Below are 21328 nucleotides of genomic sequence, written 5' to 3' on the forward strand. Positions count from 1 at the left end.
TTTTTTTGCGTGATGCATTCCCACATCATCCAAATGGAAGAAATCAGCTGATATTGCCAGCAATGAGCAATCATTTGGGCGAAATCTTGTCGTTCCCTCTGTTAATTGTGACCATTGCGTGTCAGAAAGCGGAATAACGGGCTCAATCCTGTTTGCCCGCTAACTGCTAAGCTGATAATATTCATTCATGCTTTCACAAAAAAAGATGGACGGGAGAGTGCAACCTTGGATGTGTTCAGGCAGCTGAAACAGTTTTACTGGCCGGAACGTAAGCTCATTATTGCTTCCATTACGGCACTGATGTTCGTGACAGCACTGGGCTTGGTGTACCCTAACATGCTCCGTATTTTAATTGATGACGTTATTATGAAGGAGCAGTTCGGCTGGGTTCCGGCACTCTCGCTGACGGTTGTAGGCGTGATTGCCTTGAAAGCCTCACTGCAATTTGTACACGGTTTCTTTGGCGGCAGGCTGGGCAACCGGGTGGCTTACCGACTCCGTAATTCCCTGTATCAGAAGCTGCAGTATTTATCCTTTCAATATTACGACACGGCGAAGACAGGAGATTTAATGTCCAGACTGACAGCCGATCTGGAGGCGATCCGGAATTTTGTCGGCTTCGGCTTTGCCCAGCTGCTGAATATGGGACTGATGATTGTTTTTGGCGGGGCGATGATGCTGTATATCAATTGGCAGCTGACTTTAATTGCCTTAGCCACCATTCCGCTGCTGGCATTTACGGCCGTTCGGTTTGAGCGCCGGATTCATCCGGGATTCCGGGAAATGAGGCAGGCGATGAGCCGGCTGACTACCGCTGTGCAGGAGAATATCACCGGCGTGCGGACAGTAAAATCATACGCGCGCGAAAAGCATGAGGTGGATAAGTTTTCCCTGCGGAGCGATGAATACCGGGATAATCAGATTCATGTCGCCTTCACATGGGGCCGCTATTTTCCGATTATGGAGTTCCTTGCAAGCCTGTGTGTTGTTATCCTGCTCGTTGCTGGAGGTACATTGGTAATTCGGGGAGCGCTGTCGCTCGGCTCTCTCGTCGCCTTCTTCAGTATGATGTGGTACATAGTCGGGCCGATGTGGGGCCTTGGATTTCATATCAATAACTATACGCAGTCTAAGGCGTCCGGCGAGCGCGTGCTTGAGCTGCTGAACCATCATATACATGTGAAGGATATACCGAATGCTGTCCGGCTTCAGCCTGATGAGGTAAATGGGCATATCAGGTTTGAGCAGGTGACCTTCAACTATCCCGACAAGGCACCTGCCGTAATGAATCTTACGCTGGATGCGAAGCCGGGAGCGGTAATCGGTTTGCTGGGTGCTACCGGCTCCGGCAAATCAACGATTATCCAGCTGCTGATGCGTGCTTATAATATCAATCAAGGTACCATTACACTGGACGGACGCGATATTGCCACAATCAGGCTGGAGGATCTCCGCTCGCAGATCGCGCCTGTATTTCAGGAAACCTTCCTGTTCTCAGCTTCAATCCGGGAGAATATTGCTTATGGAGTCAAGGAAGTAACAGATGAAGAGATAGAGCGGGCGGCGAAGCTGGCAAAAGCGCATGATTTTATCACGGAACTGCCCCTAGGCTATGACACGATTGTCGGGGAACGGGGGCTTGGATTGTCCGGTGGTCAGAAGCAGCGGATTGCAATAGCCAGGGCGCTGATTAAGAATCCGCGCATACTTATCCTGGATGACGCCACCAGCGCCGTGGATATGGAAACCGAGCATGAGATTCAGGCTGGCTTTAAGGAGGTCATGGCCGGGCGGACAACATTCATCATTGCCCACCGGATCTCGTCACTGCGCCATGCCGATGAAATTATCGTGCTTGATAACGGCAAAGTAATTGAGCGCGGCACACATGATGAACTGATCGCCAGAGAAGGACATTATCGCGATACGTATCATATTCAATACGCCGACCGCCCGGATGAACGGCTGGAAGAGGAAAGGAGGGTCGCACATTGAGTGAGCAGCAGGGTAACACCGCACGTAAGCGCGAACGGTTCGTTTACCAGGATGATGAGCTGATCGAGAAGCCGTTTAACTGGGCTCAGCTGCGGCGTTTGTTCACGTACATGAAACCATATCGCAAACAGCTTCTTCCGATTGTCATTGTGATGATGCTGCTCGGCACGCTGACCAGATTGGCTATACCCGCTATTATCATTCTGGCTATTGATAATGTTATATCGCCAACTACAGGTAATCAGGATTATGTCAGCTTGTATATGTATGCCGGAATTGCGTTCGCACTATATGTCCTTCAGTGGGCTGCCAACACATACCGCATCCGGTACACCAATGTAATCGGACAGCGTATAATTTATGACCTTCGTCATGATCTGTTCTCCCATATTCAAAAGCTTTCGTTCCGCTTCTACGACCAGCGGCCGGCCGGTTCTGTGCTCGTCCGTATCACGAATGATGTGAACGCACTGCAGGAGCTCTTTACCAATGGCGTGGTTAATCTTATGATGGACTGTGTGCAGCTAGCAGGAATCGTGGTCATTCTGCTCGCCTGGAACTTTAAGCTGGGCCTTGCGGTTATGATCACGGTGCCGCTGATGTTCCTCGTCTCCACCGCGCTGCGCAAACGGATCCGTTATGGCTGGCAGGATGTGCGGATTAAGCAGTCGCGGATCAATTCCCATCTGAATGAGAGCATTCAGGGAATTAAGGTAACCCAGTCTTTCGTGCAGGAGAAGAACAATATACAGTATTTTGATCACATGAACACGGTAAATCTGAAGGCTTGGAACAAGGCTTCCATGCTGAACCAGATGTTCGGGCCGGTGATCGAAATCACCTCGGCAATCGGAACGCTGATCCTCTTTTGGTACGGGGCTTCACTTATTCAGGATGGCGCGATTACGGTCGGTGTGCTGGTTGGCTTCGCCAACTATATCGGCAACTTCTGGGAGCCGATCAACCGGCTGGGCCAGATGTATTCGCAGCTGTTAATCGCCATGGCTTCCTCGGAGCGTATCTTTGAATTTATGGATGAGCAGCCCAATGTCAAAGAATTGGAGAAGCCAAAGACGCTTCCCGGCATCCGCGGTGATGTGACCTTCGATAATATCGTTTTTGAGTATGAGAAGGGGCGTCCGGCGCTCAAGGGAATCAGCCTGGATGTTAAGGAAGGGCAGTCTATCGCACTAGTCGGCCATACGGGCTCCGGTAAAAGTACGATTATTAACCTGCTGTGCCGGTTCTACGATCCTGTTGAGGGCCGGGTTCTTATCGACGGCATCGACCTGCGCGATGTTACTATAGACAGCTTGAGATCACAGGTCGGAATCGTGATGCAGGATACATTCATCTTCTCTGGCACCATCCGGGACAACATTCGTTACGGGCGGCTCGACGCGTCAGACGAGGAGATTATCCTTGCGGCACAGGCTGTCAATGCCCATGAATTTATCATGAGTTTGCCTGACGGTTACGATACCGAGGTACAGGAGAGGGGCAATGTCCTGTCGATGGGCCAGCGGCAGCTGCTGTCCTTCGCCCGGGCATTGCTCGCCGATCCGCGTGTTCTCATCCTGGATGAAGCGACAGCCAGCATCGATACGGAAACCGAGCTGAAGATTCAGGAAGCGCTGAAGACACTCCTGTTTGGACGAACCTCGTTCATCATCGCTCACCGGCTGTCTACGATCCGCCATGCGGATAATATTGTTGTGCTGGACCATGGGGCTATTGTTGAGCAGGGCAGCCATGATGAGCTGATGCGTGCACGGGGTGTTTACCACGGTCTAATTGAAGCCCAATATCGCTTCTTATCGGCTTAATGGACGCCTTATCTTGATTTTTATACCGGGAACCTCCACAATGGAAGAAAAACGAAGCGCTTGTCCGGGTACTGCGGGCAGGCGCCCGGCTTCTAGGGAGGTTCTTTGTGTTATGTATGGTTCCCCGTTAACACCTCAGGCAAGACGTATAATGCTGCTTGGATCAGGAGAGCTCGGCAAGGAAGTTATTATGGAAGCTCAGCGTCTTGGTATTGAAACGATAGCAGTAGACCGTTATGCGGGCGCCCCGGCTATGCAGGTTGCACACCGCTGCTACGTGATTGATATGCTGGACGGCGGCGCGCTTCGCAAAATCATCAAGCAAGAGATGCCCGACCTGATTGTCCCCGAAATTGAAGCGATTGCCACAGATACACTGGTGGAGCTGGAGCAGGAGGGCTTCCGTGTTGTGCCTACTGCGCGTGCAGCGCAGCTGACAATGGACCGCGAAGGCATCCGACGCTTGGCTGCTGAGACGCTTGGCCTGCCTACTGCTCCCTACAGGTTTGCAGATAGTCTGGAGGAGCTGCGGGCGGCTGTTGCCGAGCTCGGAACCCCATGCGTCATTAAGCCTATCATGAGCTCATCCGGCAAAGGGCAGAGCGTATGCCGTTCGGAGGCAGAAGTGGAGGGCTGCTGGAATTATGCCATGGAGGGTGGCCGTGCCAAGAAGCAGAGAGTCATTGTAGAGGGCTTCGTAACCTTTGAATCGGAAATTACGCTGCTGACTGTTCGTTCCGTGTCAGGCACTTCCTTCTGCGCACCGATCGGCCACATCCAGAAGGACGGCGATTATGTGGAGTCCTGGCAGCCGCATGCGGTGAGTGAACGGGATAGGGAGCAGGCCGAGGATATTGCCCGCTCGATTACCGAAGCCTTGGGAGGCTATGGTATATATGGGGTTGAGCTGTTTCTGACCAAGGAAGGCGTACTGTTCAGCGAGGTGTCACCAAGGCCGCATGATACAGGCATGGTTACGATGGTTACCCAGGATTTATCGGAATTTGCCCTGCATGCCAGAGCCATCCTAGGTCTTCCGATTCCAGCTATACGGCTGCTTACACCGGGAGCATCTGCCACACTGAAGGCTGACCGGGAAGCATCTGTGTACCGGATCGGCGGACTGGAAGAAGCGCTAGCCTTACCTTATACAAGTGTCCGCTTATTCGGGAAGCCGGAGACGAAGCTAGGCAGGAGGATGGCTGTTGCGTTGAGCTCGGCTGACGATGTGGAGCAGGCGCGGGAGACGGCACGTCAAGCAGCTTCACTGCTGCATATTGCTTACGATAGTTAACGAAGATATCGGACCGTAACGAAGCGGACGCAAGCAGTTCAAACAGCTGCGTCCTGCGGATGTTAGCGGTCCTTTTGACATCTGTGATACTGGGTTGGCCATTTGCAAATTTACAGCGGAAGCCTTATGGTAGAGGCTATATGAGAATGGTAAACAATTCTTGGGAGGGAGTCTGTCCATCATGTCATCTAGGAAAGTATGGCTTGCAGTGGGGCTGGTTTCACTTGCCTCGACCGTGCTGCTGCTCGCGGGCTTTGGTTATGCTGTAAGAGATCTTCTGGCACCTGGCGCTTCGGTGTCTTTTCGGACCGAGGCGCCTGAGCCTGCAGCTTCTCCCGTACCGGCTGAGGGCTACCGAATTGTAGCCTTGGGGGATTCTCTCACCAAAGGAACAGGAGACGCTACCGGAGAAGGCTATGTGAAGCAAGCTGCAGCGCTGTTGGAGGAAGCATCCGGCAAGCAGGTAGAGATTATTAATAATTTGGCAATTGGAGGCATGCGGGCAGATCAGCTGTCAGAGCGGTTGAATGAAGATAAGAGCTTTGCCCGTGCCTTGACGCAGGCTAATCTGATCCTGCTGTCAATTGGAGGCAATGACCTTTTCCAGTTCGCGCGTACGGGCACGGGTAGTGGTGCCGCTGTCATTGACCTGGAGCTTGCTTCCAAGCGTCTGGAGGAAGGCCTGAGCCGGCTGTCCGAGGTCATTGAACGGATACGCGAGGTCAATGCGGATGCCAAGCTTGTATATATCGGCCTCTATAATCCGTTCTATGATATACCCGAGCTGCGAAGCGGCAGTCTGGCCGTCCAGGACTGGAACCGTGAAGCTTTCCGGATATTACATGAGAAGGGTAATGCAGTCTTGGTGCCGACAAGTGATTTGTTCGAGGAAACCATAGCGTTTCATTTATCTTCTGACCACTTTCACCCTAATCATGCGGGTTATGGGAAAATAGCCGAGCGGCTCGTACAGAGCCTGGTTCCATAAGGAGAAAGCCTGGTTTTAGTCAAGACAGGTAAGGAGGCATGTAAATATGCGTACGCATAACAGCGCCGATGCAGGGGACAAGCAGGTTGTTCTATCGGTACGCGGAATCAAGAAGAGAATCAAGGGCAAGTGGATCATAGAGGATGTCAATTTTGAAGTTAGGGAAGGTGAGATATTCGGATTTCTCGGCCCTAACGGAGCAGGCAAGACGACGACCATCCGGATGCTGGTTGACCTGATTAAGCCGACTGCGGGCGAAATTATATTGTGCGGGCATAATGTCCAGCGTGAGCCGGAGCAGGCGCTCCGCTATGTAGGCAGCATTGTTGAAAATCCAGAGGTTTATCCTTACCTGACCGGGTGGGAGAACCTTGAGCACTTTGCCAGGATGATACCGGATGTCGGGCAGGAACGAATCCGAGAGGTTGTTGGCATAGTCGGAATGGACAAGCGGATCCATGATAAAGTTAAGACCTATTCTCTTGGGATGCGCCAGCGTCTTGGCATAGCTCAGGCATTGCTTGGCCGGCCGAAGCTGCTCATTCTCGATGAGCCGACAAACGGACTTGACCCGAAGGGGATCAAGGAGCTGCGGGAGTTCGTGAGGATGCTGGCAGACCAAGGCATGAGTTTATTTATCAGCAGTCACCTGCTCAGTGAGATTCAGCTTATGTGCGACCGGGTGGCCATCTTGTCACATGGCAAGGTTTTGGCTGTCGGTGATGTGGAAGCGTTGGTTGGCGGCGCCGAGCCTTATGTGGTATGGCAGCTGGATGATCCGGAGAGAGGAAAAGACTGTCTCGCCGGTGTACCAGGACTGCAATTTGCCGGAGAAGGTACTAGACTGCCGGATGAAAGTCAGCTCGCCGCACTCCCTGGAGCAATCGTAACGACATTGCCGGCGGAACAGGTGCCGGCGGCCGTCAGGTTGTTAGTGAACGCCGGAATCGGCGTCCTGGCAGTGCAGAAGATGATGCCAACGCTTGAGGAGCTATTCTTGACCATGACGGAGGGCGAAGGAATTGCTTAATCTGCTGCCGCTTATTCAGAATGAGACACTGAAGGTTTGGAAGAAGAAACGGTTCTATGTTATTGTGCTGATTCTGGTCGTGCTCATCCCTGTCTTTACGTATGCTCAGATGAAGATGGCGCAGAGCAGTGAAGACAAGGACTGGCGCAGCAAGCTGCTACAGCAGATTACAGATTATCAGAATGCCCTCTCCAGTGACAGGATTCCAGAGGAATGGAAAACGCAGCGCCGCGTCATGGTCCAGCAGCTTCAGTATTATCTTGATCATGACGTTAATCCTAACAGTCCGAACGCAGTGACATTCACAAGGGGCTTCCTGGACAACTCGATAACACTGTTTATTCCCCTTATGGTGCTGGCTGTAGCATCAGATCTTGTATCAGGCGAGCGAACGACAGGAACGATCAAGATGCTGCTGACCAGACCTGTCCGCAGGTGGAAGGTGCTCATGAGCAAGGCGATTACCTTGATGCTGTACGTATCCTTAATTGTTGTTACAACCGCAGTACTGAGTTACTTGCTATCGGGCATCTTCTTCGGTTACCATGGCTGGAACCAGCCGGTATTTACAGGGTTTCAGCTGCAGGGCTCCGAGGTGGACAGCAGTCAGGTGCACGCTGTCCCGCAGTGGCTGTATATTCTGATGCAGAGCGGGCTAATTTGGTTCTCAGCTATGACGGTTGCACTGCTGGCTCTAATGGTTTCGGTGCTGGTTCGCAGCACAGCAGCGAGTATTGTCACCATGATGGCTGCCATCATTGCAGGCACTATACTGGCCAACATGGCTTCCTCATGGCATTCTGCTAAATATTTGTTCGCGGTTAATCTAGAACTCACTAATTATTTGGAGGGAACTCCGCCGCCAATTGAAGGCATGACACTGCCTTTTTCGCTGTTTATTTTGGCAGCCTGGTCTGCTGTTTCATTAATCGTTTCGTTTGTTGTCTTTACGAAACAGGACATGATGAATTAAAATAGGTTTTGTTTGTACGAATACATGTTTGTTTTTCAGGAAAGTGATTGAGGGTTCAGTAATGAAGCAATCCGCCTGCCGGCCCGATAAGGCTTGCGGCGGGGCGGTTTCGGATAAGGGGGGCGCGCATGGCCGATCAATTGGACATCTTGGGTAAGGATGCGGCAATCGCGGAACGTATTTACGATGTTGATGATATTCAAATATTAGAGGGGCTTACCGCCGTACGCAAACGGCCGGGTATGTATATCGGCAGCACGACAACATCTGGTCTCCACCACTTGGTCTGGGAGATTGTTGATAATGCGGTCGATGAGCATCTGGCGAAATACTGCTCAGAAATTTCCGTCGTAATTCATAAAGACGGGGCGGTATCGGTCCGGGATAACGGGCGTGGTATTCCTACCGGTATGCACAAGACAGGCATTCCAACACCGCAGGTCGTCTTCACCATCCTGCACGCTGGAGGCAAATTTGGCGGCGGAGGTTATAAGAAATCGGGCGGTCTGCATGGTGTTGGCGCTTCGGTTACGAATGCGCTGTCCGAATGGCTGGAAGTTGAAATCTTCCGCGACGGCAAAATTCATAAACAGCGCTTCGAATATTGGGTTGAAGAGAATGGTACGGAGCATGTGGGTGAACCGGTTACGGGTCTTGAAGTGATAGGCAATACACGCCAGACTGGCACGAAGGTTACCTTTAAGCCGGATGCACGTGTTTTTCACGGCAATACTTCCATAAATTTTGATACCCTCTCTGAACGACTGCAGGAAATCGCATTCTTGAATTCGGGCCTCAAAGTGAGTGTGAAGGACGAGCGTTCGGATAAGGAAGCGGTCTTCCACTATGATGGTGGGGCAAGCGAATTTGTTCAGTATCTGAATGAGGACAAGGTCGTTCTGCATGATGTTATTCACTTCACGGCGGAGAAGGACGAGATTGAAGTAGAGGTGGCGCTGCAGTATAACGACGGCTATACGGAAACCATTGCTTCCTTCGTCAACTCCATTCCAACGCGGGGTGGAGGAACGCATGAGACTGGCTTCAAGACAGCCTATACCCGAGTCATGAATGAGTATGCCCGTAAGAACGGGTTTCTTAAGGAGAAGGACAAGAACCTTGAGGGCAATGATCTGCGCGAAGGCATGATGGCAGTCATTAATATTAAGATGTCCGAGGTGGAATTCGTCGGTCAGACAAAGGATCAGCTGGGAAGTGCAGTTGCCAGAAGCGCGGTGGATGCCGTTGTCTCCGATAAAATGCAGGTGTTCCTGGAAGAGAATCCGCAGGTAGCCCAGATGCTGCTTAAGAAAGCGCTGCAGGCCTCCAAGGCACGCGAGGCGGCTCGTAAAGCCCGTGAGGAAATCCGCTCAGGCAAGAAGCGGAGCGAGAGCTCGAATCTCAACGGTAAGCTGACGCCCGCCCAGTCTAAGGATCATTCTCGCAATGAACTCTTCATCGTGGAAGGGGATTCAGCCGGCGGCTCAGCGAAGCAGGGAAGAGATTCCAAGCATCAAGCGATTCTTCCGCTGAAGGGTAAGCCAATGAACCCGGAGAAATCCAAACTTGCCGATATCTTGAAGAATGATGAATACAAAGCAATAATTTCGGCTATAGGAGCAGGAGTCGGTCCAGAATTTGAGACGGAAGAAGCCAATTACAGCAAGATTATTATTATGACAGACGCGGATACGGACGGCGCGCATATACAGGTGCTGCTGCTGACCTTCTTCTACCGTTACATGAAGCCGCTGATCGATGCAGGAAGGGTCTATATTGCCCAGCCTCCGCTGTACAAGATAACCCGAAAGTCCGGCAAGCTCGAAACCGTGCGTTATGCCTGGACAGACGAGCAGCTGCAGAACTATTTGAAGGAATTCGGTAAAGGATATGAGCTCCAGCGCTACAAGGGGCTTGGTGAGATGAATCCCGAGCAGCTGTGGGAAACCACAATGGATCCGGACAATCGGACACTGCTTCAGGTACAGATTGAGGATGCTGCGAAGGCTGAACGCCGGGTTTCCACGCTGATGGGAGACAAGGTCGACCCACGTAAACGGTGGATCATCGAGAATGTCGATTTTACCGAGTTCGAAGAATAGGGGAGAAGCTTGAATGAGTATGTCCGAGCAATTTTTGCCGGCTTTCCTGGAAGAGGTTGTAGGCGACCGCTTCGGCCGGTATTCTAAATATATAATTCAGGACCGTGCGATTCCAGACGTTCGGGATGGGCTTAAGCCCGTACAGCGGCGCATTCTGTATGCGATGTATGATGCGGGCAACACGCCCGATAAGACTTACCGGAAATCAGCCAAGACGGTTGGTGATGTGATGGGTAATTACCATCCGCATGGTGACTCTTCGATCTATGAAGGTATGGTCCGGATGGCTCAGCCTTGGAAGATGGGCCATGTGCTTATCGATGGTCACGGCAACTGGGGTTCGATGGATGATGATCCGGCAGCTGCGATGCGTTATACAGAGGCGAGACTGTCCAAGATCGCTATGGAGCTGCTGCGCGATATTGAGAAGCGCACGGTACTGTTCAAGGATAACTTCGATAATACAACGAAGGAGCCGGTTGTGCTGCCTGCCCGTTATCCGAATCTGCTTGTTAACGGAGTCAGCGGTATTTCCTCGGGCTTTGCAACGGAAATCCCGCCCCATAATCTGCGGGAAATTATAGATGCTTGTATTGCTGTAATGGAGAATGCCGATATACCGCTGGAGCAGCTGATGTCTATTGTAGCGGGCCCCGACTTTCCGACAGGCGGTATTATTATGGGCGGGGAAGGCATCAAGGAGGCTTATCAGACAGGGAAAGGCAGGATTTATATCCGTTCCAGAACTTCAATTGAAGAGGTTCGCGGCGGCCGGAAGCAGATCGTTATAACCGAGATTCCATATCAGGTCGTAAAGTCCCGTCTGGTTACGGCAATGGAGAATATCCGCCTGGAGAAGAAGGTTGAAGGCATATCGGAGGTGCGTGACGAGAGCGGTCGGGACGGGATGCGGATCGTCATTGAACTGAAGAAGGAAGCGGATGCTGAAGGAATACTTGCCTATCTGTTAAAGAAGACGGATCTGCAGGTAACGTACAACTTTAATATGGTTGCTATTGTCAACAAGACACCCAAGCAGCTAGGCCTAAAAGAAATGCTCGCCGCATACATTGCCCACCAGAAGGAAGTCGTCACTTACCGGACCCAGTTTGATCTGGAAAAGGCGGAGGACAGGGCGCATGTACTCGAAGGCCTCGTGAAAGCCTTGAACCTGCTTGATGAAGTCATTGCTACAATTAAGGCCTCAAAGAACCGTCAGGATGCACAGAAGAATCTCGTCGACAGATTTGATTTCACAGAGCGTCAGGCTGACGCAATTCTAACCCTGCAGCTGTATAGACTGACCAATCTGGAGATAACATCTCTGGAGAAGGAGCTGAAATCACTGGCCAAACAAATTGCATATCTGCAATCAATTCTGGCTAGTGAGAAGAAACTGCTTGGAGTCATTAAGGACGAACTGACAGAAATTCGGGGCAGCTATGGAATCGACCGTCGTTCCGATATCCGAAACGAAGTGGAAGAGCTCAAAGTCAACCTGGAGGTTATGGTTACTCCTGAAGAGGTGCTTGTGACTCTCAGCCGTGACGGCTATATTAAGCGGACCGGCATGCTGTCCTTTACACGCTCAGGTGGCGAACGGCACACCTCCGGTGTGAAGGAAGGCGATCTCATACGTCATGTGCTTGAGGTCAATACAATAGAGAATCTCCTGCTGTTCTCCCGTAAGGGATTTTACTTCCTGCTGCCTGTCCATCAAATTCCTGAATTTAAGTGGAAGGATGCAGGGACTGCGCTCGTAAATGTGGTTCCACTGGCCAAGGACGACAGCATAGTCAGCATCATTCCGGTTAAGAGCTTCGAGCAGGCTGAGCAGTCGTTAGTATTCATAACCAAGCGGGGGCAAGTCAAGCGGACTGAGCTGAAGGATTATTTTACCACAAGATCCACTGCAATTGTGGCTTGCAAGCTCGCTGAGCGTGATGAAGTAATCAAGGTAGCTATGAGCGATGGCTCAAAAGATATACTGCTAGTCAGCAGTCTCGGTATGAGTATCCGTTTTGCTGAACGTGAAGTAAATACAATGGGCCGTGTCTCGGGCGGAGTGAAGGGAATACAGCTCAAAGAAGGCGATGAAGTTACAGCTGCCGTATGGGTGGAAGGTGACGAAGGAGAAGTGCTGGTTGTATCTGATCACGGATATGCCAAGCGTTCCCTGCTTCTGGATTACCCTGTTCAGGGCAGAGGAGGCAAGGGTGTCATCACCTTTGAGTTCAAGGAAGGCAAACGGATTAAACCCAATGGTGACCGCCTGATTGGCGCTATGCACTGCCTGGAAGACCGACTGGTTTTAGCTGTCAAAGAGGATGGCCAGATGCTGGAATTCCACACGGACAAAGCTCCACTGGAGGAACGGAAATCAACAGGCAGACAGATGGTACAAGCTGACCGCAAGGAACCAGCGATATACATTCAAGAGCCATTCTAGTATCGCAATCTCACTCATTGAGATTGTTAAGCAGATCGAAGAGCCGCTGTTAAGGTGACTACACCTTGGCAGCGGCCTTTTGTTCATATTCGACAGACGCACAAAGCGATTAGTTGTCGTACTTTGTCGATAATGAGCTGAACTTACCGATTAATAGCGCAAATTATTAATTGCATTAATCTTTTATTCGACATGTGCAAATGATATACTTATTACTAAGGCAAGTATTGGAACGGCTGTTATGCTTCAGCAAAATGGAGGGGAATCGATGCATGCAACAGAGTTTGCCCGCTTATGGATGAGGATGACAAAGGAATGGAAGACACATCTTGAAGACGCCCTTGCACCAGGTCTTACAGAAGGACAGCTCAATGTGCTGGAGCTTCTGCTTGCTCATCAGCCGATGAAGCCGTCGGATCTACTGCAGTATTTGTCCACGACTCCAGCGGCAATTACAACTCTGCTTGACCGCATGGAACGCGGGGGATTAATTACGAGGTCCCGCGATCAAGCTGACCGGCGTATTGTCTGGATTAATGTTACAGAAAATGGAGAGCAGGAGGCAAAGCGCGGAATGGAAGTCCGCGAGCGGTACATCCAGCAGGCCCTTGATCGCATCTCCTCCCATAACCAGCAGCTGCTAGTTTATCTTCTAGGAAAAGTCGCCAATACAGAAGCGACAGTCAGCAGCAGATAATACAAAGCCGCAAGCATCAGCTTGCGGCTTTGTATTTTTCCATCCTTCTGGTAAGGACAGACATGGCTTCTTTCATCTGCTTGTAATCAGCGCTGCTTAACCACCTGTCCGAACGCTTCTGGAGCATCTCCTCCATGGGAAGAATACGGTACTTCATCTTTCCTTTTTCCTTGTGGCGATGCACCCATGTGAAATGCGGCGTTATATTCTCAAAACTGATTTGACCGGTTTCTGCTTCCCTGCGAACCGTGATCTCGAAGATGACTCCGTTATCCTTGGTATCCCCGCGTTGATTCGAAATAAAATTGCCCATTGAATACAGGATAACTCCTTGCCTTTTGCGGCCATCCGCGTCCTGAACGGACACCACCTCATATGGCTGAACGACATGGGGATGAGAGCCGGCAACGATATCTCCTCCTGCTTGAATAATTGCGCTCGCAATCTTGCGTTGGTTGGCGTTGGGTGTTGTTTCGTATTCCGTGCCGAAATGCATAGCAACCGTTACGAACTCAGCCCCCTTCTGGCGAAGGGCAGTGATGTCCTTCGCACATGCTTCCTGGTCCCATATAGAGACCGCATAAGGCTTGCCGCTCGGCAGAGGAATGCCATTGGTGCCGTAGGTGTATGCCAGCAGCCCCATGGTTATGCCGTTCTGTTCGATAAGTATCGCTTTGCGGGACTCCGCTCTGCTCCTAGCTGTGCCTTTGGTATAAAGTCCCAGTTTGTTCAGGTGTGCAAGGGTACGCTCGATTCCCTTATAACCTTGATCCAGAGCGTGGTTATTCGCAGTGGTTACGATTGTTATACCAGCGCCCTTGAGAGCCTCAGCAATTTCGTAGGGCGCATTGAAACGGGGAAAGCCGCTGTAATGATCCCCGTCAAGCGGAGCTTCCAGGTTGGCGAGCACCCAATCGCCCTTACGCAGTATACCCGTTACGGGTTCAAACACATCCTGAAAATCGTAGCTGTCTGTTGTCTGATCATAGGAGCCTGGTAGCTGCGGCATATGGACCATAATGTCGCCGACTGCAAGCCATACTGCTTCAGCAGCCTGCACGCTCTGCTTTGGCTTTGTTTGCCCGGGTGGAGGTTGTTCTTCATCAATTTCTTGCTGCGGTTGAGGATTGCCGGTCGAGCTGTTGTTTGGGTCAGATGCTGGTGGTGCTTCATTAAGTGTCTCAGAAGGTTCAGTTGGCTGGGGAGGGGGGCTGCTGCGAAGCATATTCCATCCCAGCGCAATAATGAGCAGCAGCATGCAAAGATTTATGAGGACTAGTCGTCGGATAGCCGTTCATCTCCCTTATGCATATAGCAGGTACAAGCCGATTCAAGCTCTTCACTGCTCCATGCCGCCCAGAAGCCAGTCCGGGGAGGGGCTGCGCGGAAGCTCATCCATTCCTTGGTCACTGGATGGTCTATACCAATAAATGCGGACCACAGTGCGATATCCTCATGTGCCATGCCAGTGCTTGAGCGCCCGGCGGGACGGCCGTATTTACGGTCGCCTGCAAGCGGCGAACCAACTGATGCCATCTGTACTCTAATCTGGTGAGGCCTGCCTGTATGCAGCCGTACAGCAATAAGTGCGGACTGCTGCTTCTGGTCAGCTGCAACAGAGGTATAATCGAGCACGGCTTCTTTCGTGTCCGGTCCCGGTTGATTAAAGGCTTGAACGGTGTTAGTCTTGCTGTCCTTGCGAAGATAATGAACCAGCCGCGCACTCCTGTCTGCAGGTATACCATTTGTTACAGCCGTATAGCATTTGTGAAAGCTGCGGCTGCGAACCGATTCCGACAGGCGTGAAGCAGCTTTGGATGTCTTGGCAAACAGCATGACTCCGCCAACTGGACGGTCGAGCCGGTGGACTAGCCCGAGGTATACATTACCCGGCTTGTTATAGCGCTCCTTAATGTCGGCCTTAAGCAGGGTCAGCATATCAGGGGCTCCGCTATCATCCTCCTGGCTGGGAACGCCAGGAGGCTTGATAACTGCCAGTATGTGGTTGTCTTCATAGAGAACAGATATATCCCCATAGGAAGGGACAGGTATACGATGCAGCATTATTCCGACTCCCAGCGTCCCAGAATGCCGCAAGGCAGGTTGAGTCCTGAACGGGTGATGGGGAGTCCGATTTCGCCGCAGCTGATGCGTCCGTTATGCTTACGGCCTATAGTCATCTTCAGCAGGTTTTGGAGCACGCTTGGCGACAATCCCGTAGTATAAGAATTAATCAGCATGAATAGCGGGTCAGGTGAAAGGATGGACATACAAGACTCCAGGAAAGGGTACAAATTCTCCTCAAGCTTCCACATTTCGCCATTAGGTCCGCGGCCATAAGATGGAGGGTCCATAATAATGGCGTCGTACTGCTTTCCTCTGCGCTGTTCACGCTGTACAAATTTGAAGACATCGTCGGTAATGTAACGGATAGGCTTGTCCGCGAGTCCGGATAAAGTCGCATTTTCCTTAGCCCACTGTACCATCCCTTTCGCTGCGTCGACATGGCATACTTCCGCGCCGGCCAGGGCAGCGGCTGCTGTTGCTCCGCCAGTATAGGCAAACAGATTGAGAACGCGGATGGGCCGGCCTGCTGTACGAATTTTCTCCATAATCCAGCTCCAGTTAACAGCCTGCTCAGGGAACAATCCGGTATGCTTGAAATTTGTTGGCCGAATAAGGAAGCGGAGCCCTTCATAGCTGATCTGCCAGGCTTCAGGGAGCTTCTGGTTGAAGCTCCATTGCCCTCCGCCTGATGAGCTTCTGTGATAGTGGGCATGAGGCTGCTGCCATTCCTTCGTCTCCTTCACGACCGGCCAAATAATCTGCGGGTCTGGACGGCGCAGCACAATGCTGCCCCAGCGTTCCAGCTTTTCGCCGTCACCGGTGTCAATAACTTCATAATCCTTCCATTTGTCTGCTAAGTACATCTGTAGGTCCTTCCTTGGTTTGAAATTTGTAGCCGATACCCCGCACGGTATGGATATACCGGGGGCTTGCCGGATCACATTCGATTTTTTTGCGAAGATTGCTGATGTGCACCATCAAGGTGCGGGTATCCCCAATGCTGTTGGCTCCCCACACAACCTGGTAGAGATCATCAAGGCGGAAAGCCTTGCTCGGATTTTGCGCCAGATAAGAGAGCAGATCAAACTCTTTTACCGATAAAGAGATGCTGCGTTCGCCACACTGCACGGTCCGTCCGTCCAAATCAATGACGAGTTCCCCGAATTGCAGGAGAGAAGCCGGCTTGTTGGCATCGGTGGCATCGGTGGCATAGCGTTCCAGCCGCTTGGTGCGGCGCAGCTGTGCCTGAACACGCGCGACCAGCTGCCGCGGGCTGAAAGGCTTGGTAATGTAATCGTCGCCCCCGACTGACAAACCGTGTATAATGTCGTTATCGTCATCCTTGCAGCTCACAAATAAAATGGGCACACCCGAGGATTTACGGATCTGCCTGCAAACTTCAATGCCGTCGAGCTCCTTGAGCAGGATATCGAGCACGATCAGATCGGGCTTAAGCTGCTCAGAGAGCAGGATCGCGTCCGTTCCGTTGTCGGCTATATGTACGTTATAACCTTCACGTGTCAGATACATTTGAATAAGCTCGGTAATTTCTGGTTCGTCATCGACAACCAGAATGGTATGCACATCCATTCCTACTCCTCCTTACCATTAGCAACTATTATAACGAAAGGGGGGGAGTGGAAGCAATGAGGTTAACCGTTTTAGGGGGAGAAATTGTTGTGTAGAAGAACTTGGTGTCTGATCCTGCTTGCTGTGCTGATTATAGCCGTGACCGGCTGCGATCAGCCAGAGAAGATGCAAGGGACGAATGCGAGAGAAGGAGTGCTGGATTTACGCGGAATTGACTTGTTCGGGAATCAGACATGGGCAATGGACGGGGAATGGCAATTCTATCCGCATAAGCTGCTGGAGCCAGGTTATACGCAAGGGGAGTTCAGTGCTTATTTAAGGGTCCCAAAGTCATGGAACAATTACCCGAAGCCCTACGGTTATTCCGACGGCAAGGGTTATGGAACATACCGGCTGACGCTGCTGACGGATCCCGAGCCATCGGTATTGGCCGTCAGATTGCCTACCATATCAACAGCATATAAGATCTGGATTAACGGCGAGGCACGAGCTGAAATGGGCAGGGTAGGTGTCGATGAAGACAGTGAGATGCCAGCGCAAACCCCTCATGTTGTAACATTTGCCAACGAGAATGGCAGGACAGAGATTGTGCTTCAAGTGTCGAACTTCCATCATCAGCGGGGCGGTATATGGGGGCAGCTGGACATCGGTAACCCTACCGCTATCATCGAGCAGCACACCCGGGATGCAGGGCACAATGCAGGCCTGTTTGGCAGCTTGGTCATAATTGGCTTGTACCATATCGCCTTGTTTGCGCTGCGCAGGGAGGAAAAGTTCACGATCCACTTCGGCTTGTTATGTCTCACAGTAGGTGTGAGGACAATCGTGACGGATGAGGCGCTTTTGCTGCGCTGGGTTCCATCCATACCTTGGGAGACTGGGTTTAAGCTTGAATATTTGACCCTGGTTTTGAGTGCCCTGACAGCATATATGTATGTCAACCGACTATTTCCTCTTGATACCTCCAGACGTCTGCGAATCTATGTTATGTCGGTATCGGGGCTTTTTTCGTCTATCATTTTGCTGCTGCCACCATATGAGCTTTCACGGATTCTGCCGTTGTTTCAGCTGTTCATTGTGGCAATCGCATTATATCTGGTCATCGTGCTGGTCAAGGGGTTTATAAGGAAGAGGGAAGGCTCAGTTTTCGTTCTGGTCGGTGTTATGGTCTTCATCATAACCGTGATCAACGACATTCTTTACTACATGGAATCGCTGCATTCTACGGATCTTGTTCCGCTTGGACTGTTCTTCTTTATATTAATGCAGGCTTTTATCATTTCTACGCGATTCTCGAAGGCGCTCAGAAGTGTCGAAACAGTCTCGGAGCAGCTTCTTGAGCTGAATAATCATCTGGAGGACCGGATTGAGGAACGGACAGTAGCTCTGCGCAAGTCCAAGGAAGAGATTGAGGCAACCAATATAGAGCTTGAGAGGCTCGAGCGCTCCCGCAGACATTTGCTTACGAATATCTCCCATGATCTCCGTACGCCGATGACACTGATTCAAGGCTATCTGGAGGCCATGCAGGATGGCGTTGTTCAAGGCAAGGAGCAGCAGGATCATTACGTTCGGATGATGCTGGGCAAGATCGAGAGCCTTAACCGTCTAATCAGTGATCTATTCGAGCTGTCCAAGCTGGAGTCAGGGCAGGTAACCTTTGATCGAAAAAAAATCCTCCTCCGTAATTGGATTGACGATATTCGGGAATTTTATGAATTGGATATCGAAAATCGCGGCATGCAGCTTATAATAATCGAACCTGAGACAGAAGAAATAGATTCAAGCCGGATTTCAGTTCTTATGGACGAGATGCGGATTAATCAGGCTTTGGGAAATTTGATCTACAATGCGCTCAAGCATATGCAGCCTGGCGGACTTATTCAACTACATTTTGCGTACAATCCGGCCATGGAAAAGATTATACTGGACGTCCGGGATAATGGCTCTGGAATTGCAAGCGAGGACTTGCCGTTCATCTTCGACCGGTTCTACAAGAAGGATAAATCCAGGAATTCAGCTGGTGGCGGAAGCGGGATCGGCCTCGCTATCGTGAAGGAAATTATAGAGCTGCATGACGGGCGGGTATCCGCGAAAAGTGTGCCTGGCGAGGGAGCGAGCTTTCGAATTGAATTGCCGGCGAAGGAGGAAGAGAATACAAGATGAGCCAATATGCATCGGGTAGCGTTAGAGGAAGCGCTAGGATGCTGCTCTTATGCGGCGCAGGAGCTTGTGCGGCGTTATGTCTTGCGCTTTATGCCTGGCTGCCGGCCAAGGGCAGCGAGCGCCGTTATACGGCATTTGATCAGCTGATAGCAGATTGGCTGAAACCGACCGTAAGCGGCATGTTTACCGCTTACGGCAAGTTTCTGACGATCATCGGCAGTACAGGAAGCGTGATAGGTATTACAGTTATTCTGACATTGGTGGCGATATGGCTAGTTAGCTGGAAGCAGGCTGTATGGCTGCCTGTTTCAGTCGCTCTGGCCTATGGAGTTAATACGTGGATTAAGAACTCGGTTGTTCGGCCCCGTCCTGAGAAAGCATGGGGGATCGAAGCCGCAGGCTATAGCTTTCCCAGTACGAATGCAGCGACTGCAATGGCTCTGTATTTGCTGTTCGCATTCATTGTGTGGCGTTCGGAACGGCTAAAGCCGGCAGTTAAGCTGTTCGCAGCTGTACTGTGCGGGGTTCTCATCATCAGTACGGGATGGAGCCGCTTGTATTTCTCTGTACACTATGCAACAGATGTTCTTGCCGGCTTTGCGGTAGGCGGGGCTGTTGTTCTGACAATCGCCGCCTTCACGAAAGCGCGTACATAATTTGGCAAAGCAATGAACGGAATATTATTCCGCCTGCTTTAAGACTTGAATCATTTTATCGATAGAAGCCTTCCGTTTCGAATGATCCAGCTTGTTAAGCAGGCGGATGATCTCCGCTGTATCGGGAGTGAGCATGGGCTGATCCCGATTTTCCCGTTTAACCTGCTCACCGCCAATCATATAATCAAGCGATACGCCAAAAAAAGCGGAAAGCTTGATTAGCGTTTCATAAACGGGCTGCCTATTATTAATTTCATAATGGCTGTAAGCAGAACGGGTAATCCCAATATGCCGTGCGACCTCTTCCTGTGATATGTTCTTCTGCAAGCGCAGTTCCCGTAATCGATCTCCCATCGTCATTTGTTTTGGCTCCTCACACAAATAAATACACAGTCCTAACTACTCCAACTTAACAAAAAAGGTTACTAGTAGTAATTTATGATACAAAGTGTATCATTGTCAAGAGCAGGATACTGCTAAATTAAAGGATTCTTATATCCCCGGCTTGCAGTGAAATTTTTGAAGGGTTGGCCAACCTGTGTTATGATACATAATAAATGATAATGAGAATTATTATCGTAATAAGAAGTCTTTTTTTGGAGAGGTGCTCATAATGGAAACGCAACTGATGCAAGATAAATTCCATACTACCACCCTGAAAAGGGAAGGCACTGTCGCAAGCTACCCGCTGGCAGAGTTGTGCGAGCCCGGGCTGATGAGAGCTTTCTTAAAGGAATATGGAGGCTTCATCAAAGCGATGGAGCCGGCGGCAGCTGGTGCTTATTTTGCGGGTTGGTTAAGCTATCCTGCGCTTGCTTGTCAGATGATGATGTCACTATACGGGAAAAAGCTTGAACTGTCCCTGGATAATTTGAACGTTGATCTGTACCTTCATGGTGAAAGGGCAGCTCTTTCATTCCGATTGAATAAGTGGGCTATGGAGGCCGAGCCCGCGGAGCTCAGTCAGCGCGCGCGGTGGCGCAATGAACTGCTTGCTGCCTTCTATGGGGATTCGGTCCGTCCGCTGCTTGCTGCTGTGTCTGAAGCCTGTGGGGTGCATATTGGTCAGCTGTGGGGACAACTTCCTACTAGGTTTCAGTATGGAATAGATGCGGTAGAGGCAGAAGCATGGCCCGAGCCGATCCGTGAGCGGGTGGAAAGTGACTATATGTATTTGAAGCAGGGACTTGAGGGGGGAGTTTTCGGTCGTGCCAAAAACCCGTTCGATGTTCACTTCAAGCTGGTTCCTGATCTGTATAATCCGGACGAGCAGGTAAGGTTGAAGAATGCGTGCTGCTATTTTTATTGTACCGAAGGCGGCTATTATTGTTACACATGCCCGCGAATTAGCGAGACGGAACGAGAAAAAAGACGTCTGGAATATATTCAGCAGCAGCAATTGACCGACGGCGCCCGGTAAGGCTGCTTTTTTTTGGACAGGGCTGTTGGGTATTTGCTCAATATTTGTTATGATTATTATCACAGTCTGTATATG

Annotated in this window: 17 protein-coding genes; 12 read left to right on the forward strand and 5 right to left on the reverse strand. The window is 50.9% G+C overall.

Annotation, left to right across the window (positions count from 1 at the left end):
- Nucleotides 1–225: 225 nt before the first annotated feature.
- The 9 genes from L1N82_RS03260 (at nt 226) to L1N82_RS03300 (ending at nt 13354) form a co-directional block, all read left to right on the forward strand.
- Nucleotides 226–1995, forward strand: coding sequence for an ABC transporter ATP-binding protein (locus tag L1N82_RS03260; protein WP_235285891.1), 1770 nt, complete (start codon nt 226–228; stop codon nt 1993–1995).
- A complete protein-coding gene (locus L1N82_RS03265) occupies nt 1992–3821 on the forward strand; it encodes an ABC transporter ATP-binding protein (protein WP_235285892.1) in 1830 nt (609 codons plus the stop codon). Before L1N82_RS03260 ends, L1N82_RS03265 begins: the two co-directional genes overlap by 4 nt.
- A gap of 112 nt (nt 3822–3933) precedes the next feature.
- The gene (gene purT / locus L1N82_RS03270) at nt 3934–5115 is read left to right on the forward strand and encodes a formate-dependent phosphoribosylglycinamide formyltransferase (RefSeq protein WP_235285893.1); all 1182 of its coding nucleotides are present in this window, start codon (nt 3934–3936) and stop codon (nt 5113–5115) included.
- A 181-nt stretch (nt 5116–5296) separates the two neighbouring features.
- The gene (locus L1N82_RS03275) at nt 5297–6103 is read left to right on the forward strand and encodes a GDSL-type esterase/lipase family protein (protein WP_235285894.1); all 807 of its coding nucleotides are present in this window, start codon (nt 5297–5299) and stop codon (nt 6101–6103) included.
- Nucleotides 6104–6149: 46 nt separating this feature from the next.
- Nucleotides 6150–7133 (forward strand): ABC transporter ATP-binding protein, encoded by a 984-nt coding sequence (locus L1N82_RS03280; RefSeq protein ID WP_235285895.1) that lies wholly within the window; start codon nt 6150–6152, stop codon nt 7131–7133.
- Nucleotides 7126–8106, forward strand: coding sequence for an ABC transporter permease (locus L1N82_RS03285; RefSeq protein ID WP_235285896.1), 981 nt, complete (start codon nt 7126–7128; stop codon nt 8104–8106). The genes L1N82_RS03280 and L1N82_RS03285 overlap by 8 nt, the downstream gene beginning before the upstream one ends.
- Nucleotides 8107–8234: 128 nt before the next feature.
- Nucleotides 8235–10208 (forward strand): DNA topoisomerase IV subunit B, encoded by a 1974-nt coding sequence (gene parE, locus L1N82_RS03290; RefSeq protein ID WP_235285897.1) that lies wholly within the window; start codon nt 8235–8237, stop codon nt 10206–10208.
- Nucleotides 10209–10221: 13 nt separating this feature from the next.
- Complete coding sequence (gene gyrA, locus L1N82_RS03295) at nt 10222–12657, forward strand: DNA gyrase subunit A (protein WP_235285898.1); 2436 nt, start codon at nt 10222–10224, stop codon at nt 12655–12657.
- A gap of 268 nt (nt 12658–12925) precedes the next feature.
- On the forward strand, nt 12926–13354 hold the full coding sequence (locus L1N82_RS03300) for a MarR family winged helix-turn-helix transcriptional regulator (protein ID WP_235285899.1): 429 nt from the start codon (nt 12926–12928) through the stop codon (nt 13352–13354).
- 16 nt (nt 13355–13370) lie between these two features.
- On the opposite strand, the gene L1N82_RS03305 is transcribed toward L1N82_RS03300, so the two are convergent.
- Genes L1N82_RS03305 through L1N82_RS03320 form a run of 4 tightly spaced genes read right to left on the reverse strand, consistent with a single transcriptional unit; the run spans nt 13371 to nt 17011 of the window.
- Nucleotides 13371–14612: a CapA family protein gene (locus L1N82_RS03305; RefSeq protein ID WP_235285900.1), complete on the reverse strand. Its 1242-nt coding sequence runs from the start codon at nt 14610–14612 to the stop codon at nt 13371–13373.
- Between the two features lie 17 nt (nt 14613–14629).
- Nucleotides 14630–15418, reverse strand: a complete 789-nt coding sequence (locus tag L1N82_RS03310; RefSeq protein ID WP_235285901.1) for an RluA family pseudouridine synthase — start codon at nt 15416–15418, stop codon at nt 14630–14632.
- Nucleotides 15418–16284 (reverse strand): class I SAM-dependent methyltransferase, encoded by an 867-nt coding sequence (locus L1N82_RS03315; protein ID WP_235285902.1) that lies wholly within the window; start codon nt 16282–16284, stop codon nt 15418–15420. Before L1N82_RS03315 ends, L1N82_RS03310 begins: the two co-directional genes overlap by 1 nt.
- Nucleotides 16253–17011, reverse strand: coding sequence for a response regulator transcription factor (locus L1N82_RS03320; RefSeq protein ID WP_235285903.1), 759 nt, complete (start codon nt 17009–17011; stop codon nt 16253–16255). The genes L1N82_RS03315 and L1N82_RS03320 overlap by 32 nt, the downstream gene beginning before the upstream one ends.
- 87 nt (nt 17012–17098) lie before the next feature.
- Between L1N82_RS03320 and L1N82_RS03325 the strand changes: the two genes are divergently transcribed.
- Together L1N82_RS03325 and L1N82_RS03330 are read left to right on the forward strand one after the other, a co-directional pair.
- Nucleotides 17099–19177, forward strand: coding sequence for a sensor histidine kinase (locus L1N82_RS03325; RefSeq protein ID WP_235285904.1), 2079 nt, complete (start codon nt 17099–17101; stop codon nt 19175–19177).
- Entirely contained in the window at nt 19174–19833 is a 660-nt protein-coding gene (locus L1N82_RS03330) for a phosphatase PAP2 family protein (protein ID WP_235285905.1), read from the forward strand. Before L1N82_RS03325 ends, L1N82_RS03330 begins: the two co-directional genes overlap by 4 nt.
- A gap of 24 nt (nt 19834–19857) precedes the next feature.
- Here L1N82_RS03330 and L1N82_RS03335 read toward each other — a convergent pair whose 3' ends face one another.
- The gene (locus L1N82_RS03335) at nt 19858–20193 is read right to left on the reverse strand and encodes a helix-turn-helix domain-containing protein (protein WP_235285906.1); all 336 of its coding nucleotides are present in this window, start codon (nt 20191–20193) and stop codon (nt 19858–19860) included.
- A gap of 253 nt (nt 20194–20446) precedes the next feature.
- On the opposite strand from L1N82_RS03335, the gene L1N82_RS03340 reads away from it, so the two are divergent.
- Nucleotides 20447–21253, forward strand: coding sequence for a hypothetical protein (locus L1N82_RS03340; protein WP_235285907.1), 807 nt, complete (start codon nt 20447–20449; stop codon nt 21251–21253).
- Nucleotides 21254–21328: the final 75 nt, after the last annotated feature.

The sequence above is a fragment of the Paenibacillus tarimensis genome, assembly GCF_021532315.1.
Classification (GTDB): domain Bacteria; phylum Bacillota; class Bacilli; order Paenibacillales; family Paenibacillaceae; genus Paenibacillus_I; species Paenibacillus_I tarimensis.

Bases quoted from the DNA above. Each gene is read 5' to 3' on its own strand.
- L1N82_RS03280 (WP_235285895.1), top strand. From the start codon at position 6,150: ATGCGTACGCATAACAGCGCCGATGCAGGGGACAAGCAGGTTGTTCTA.
- L1N82_RS03315 (WP_235285902.1), bottom strand. From the start codon at position 16,284: ATGTACTTAGCAGACAAATGGAAGGATTATGAAGTTATTGACACCGGT.
- gyrA (WP_235285898.1), top strand. From the start codon at position 10,222: ATGAGTATGTCCGAGCAATTTTTGCCGGCTTTCCTGGAAGAGGTTGTA.
- L1N82_RS03300 (WP_235285899.1), top strand. From the start codon at position 12,926: ATGCATGCAACAGAGTTTGCCCGCTTATGGATGAGGATGACAAAGGAA.
- purT (WP_235285893.1), top strand. From the start codon at position 3,934: ATGTATGGTTCCCCGTTAACACCTCAGGCAAGACGTATAATGCTGCTT.
- L1N82_RS03320 (WP_235285903.1), bottom strand. From the start codon at position 17,011: ATGGATGTGCATACCATTCTGGTTGTCGATGACGAACCAGAAATTACC.
- L1N82_RS03275 (WP_235285894.1), top strand. From the start codon at position 5,297: ATGTCATCTAGGAAAGTATGGCTTGCAGTGGGGCTGGTTTCACTTGCC.
- L1N82_RS03335 (WP_235285906.1), bottom strand. From the start codon at position 20,193: ATGACGATGGGAGATCGATTACGGGAACTGCGCTTGCAGAAGAACATA.
- L1N82_RS03340 (WP_235285907.1), top strand. From the start codon at position 20,447: ATGGAAACGCAACTGATGCAAGATAAATTCCATACTACCACCCTGAAA.
- parE (WP_235285897.1), top strand. From the start codon at position 8,235: ATGGCCGATCAATTGGACATCTTGGGTAAGGATGCGGCAATCGCGGAA.
- L1N82_RS03305 (WP_235285900.1), bottom strand. From the start codon at position 14,612: ATGCTGCTGCTCATTATTGCGCTGGGATGGAATATGCTTCGCAGCAGC.
- L1N82_RS03310 (WP_235285901.1), bottom strand. From the start codon at position 15,418: ATGCTGCATCGTATACCTGTCCCTTCCTATGGGGATATATCTGTTCTC.
- L1N82_RS03330 (WP_235285905.1), top strand. From the start codon at position 19,174: ATGAGCCAATATGCATCGGGTAGCGTTAGAGGAAGCGCTAGGATGCTG.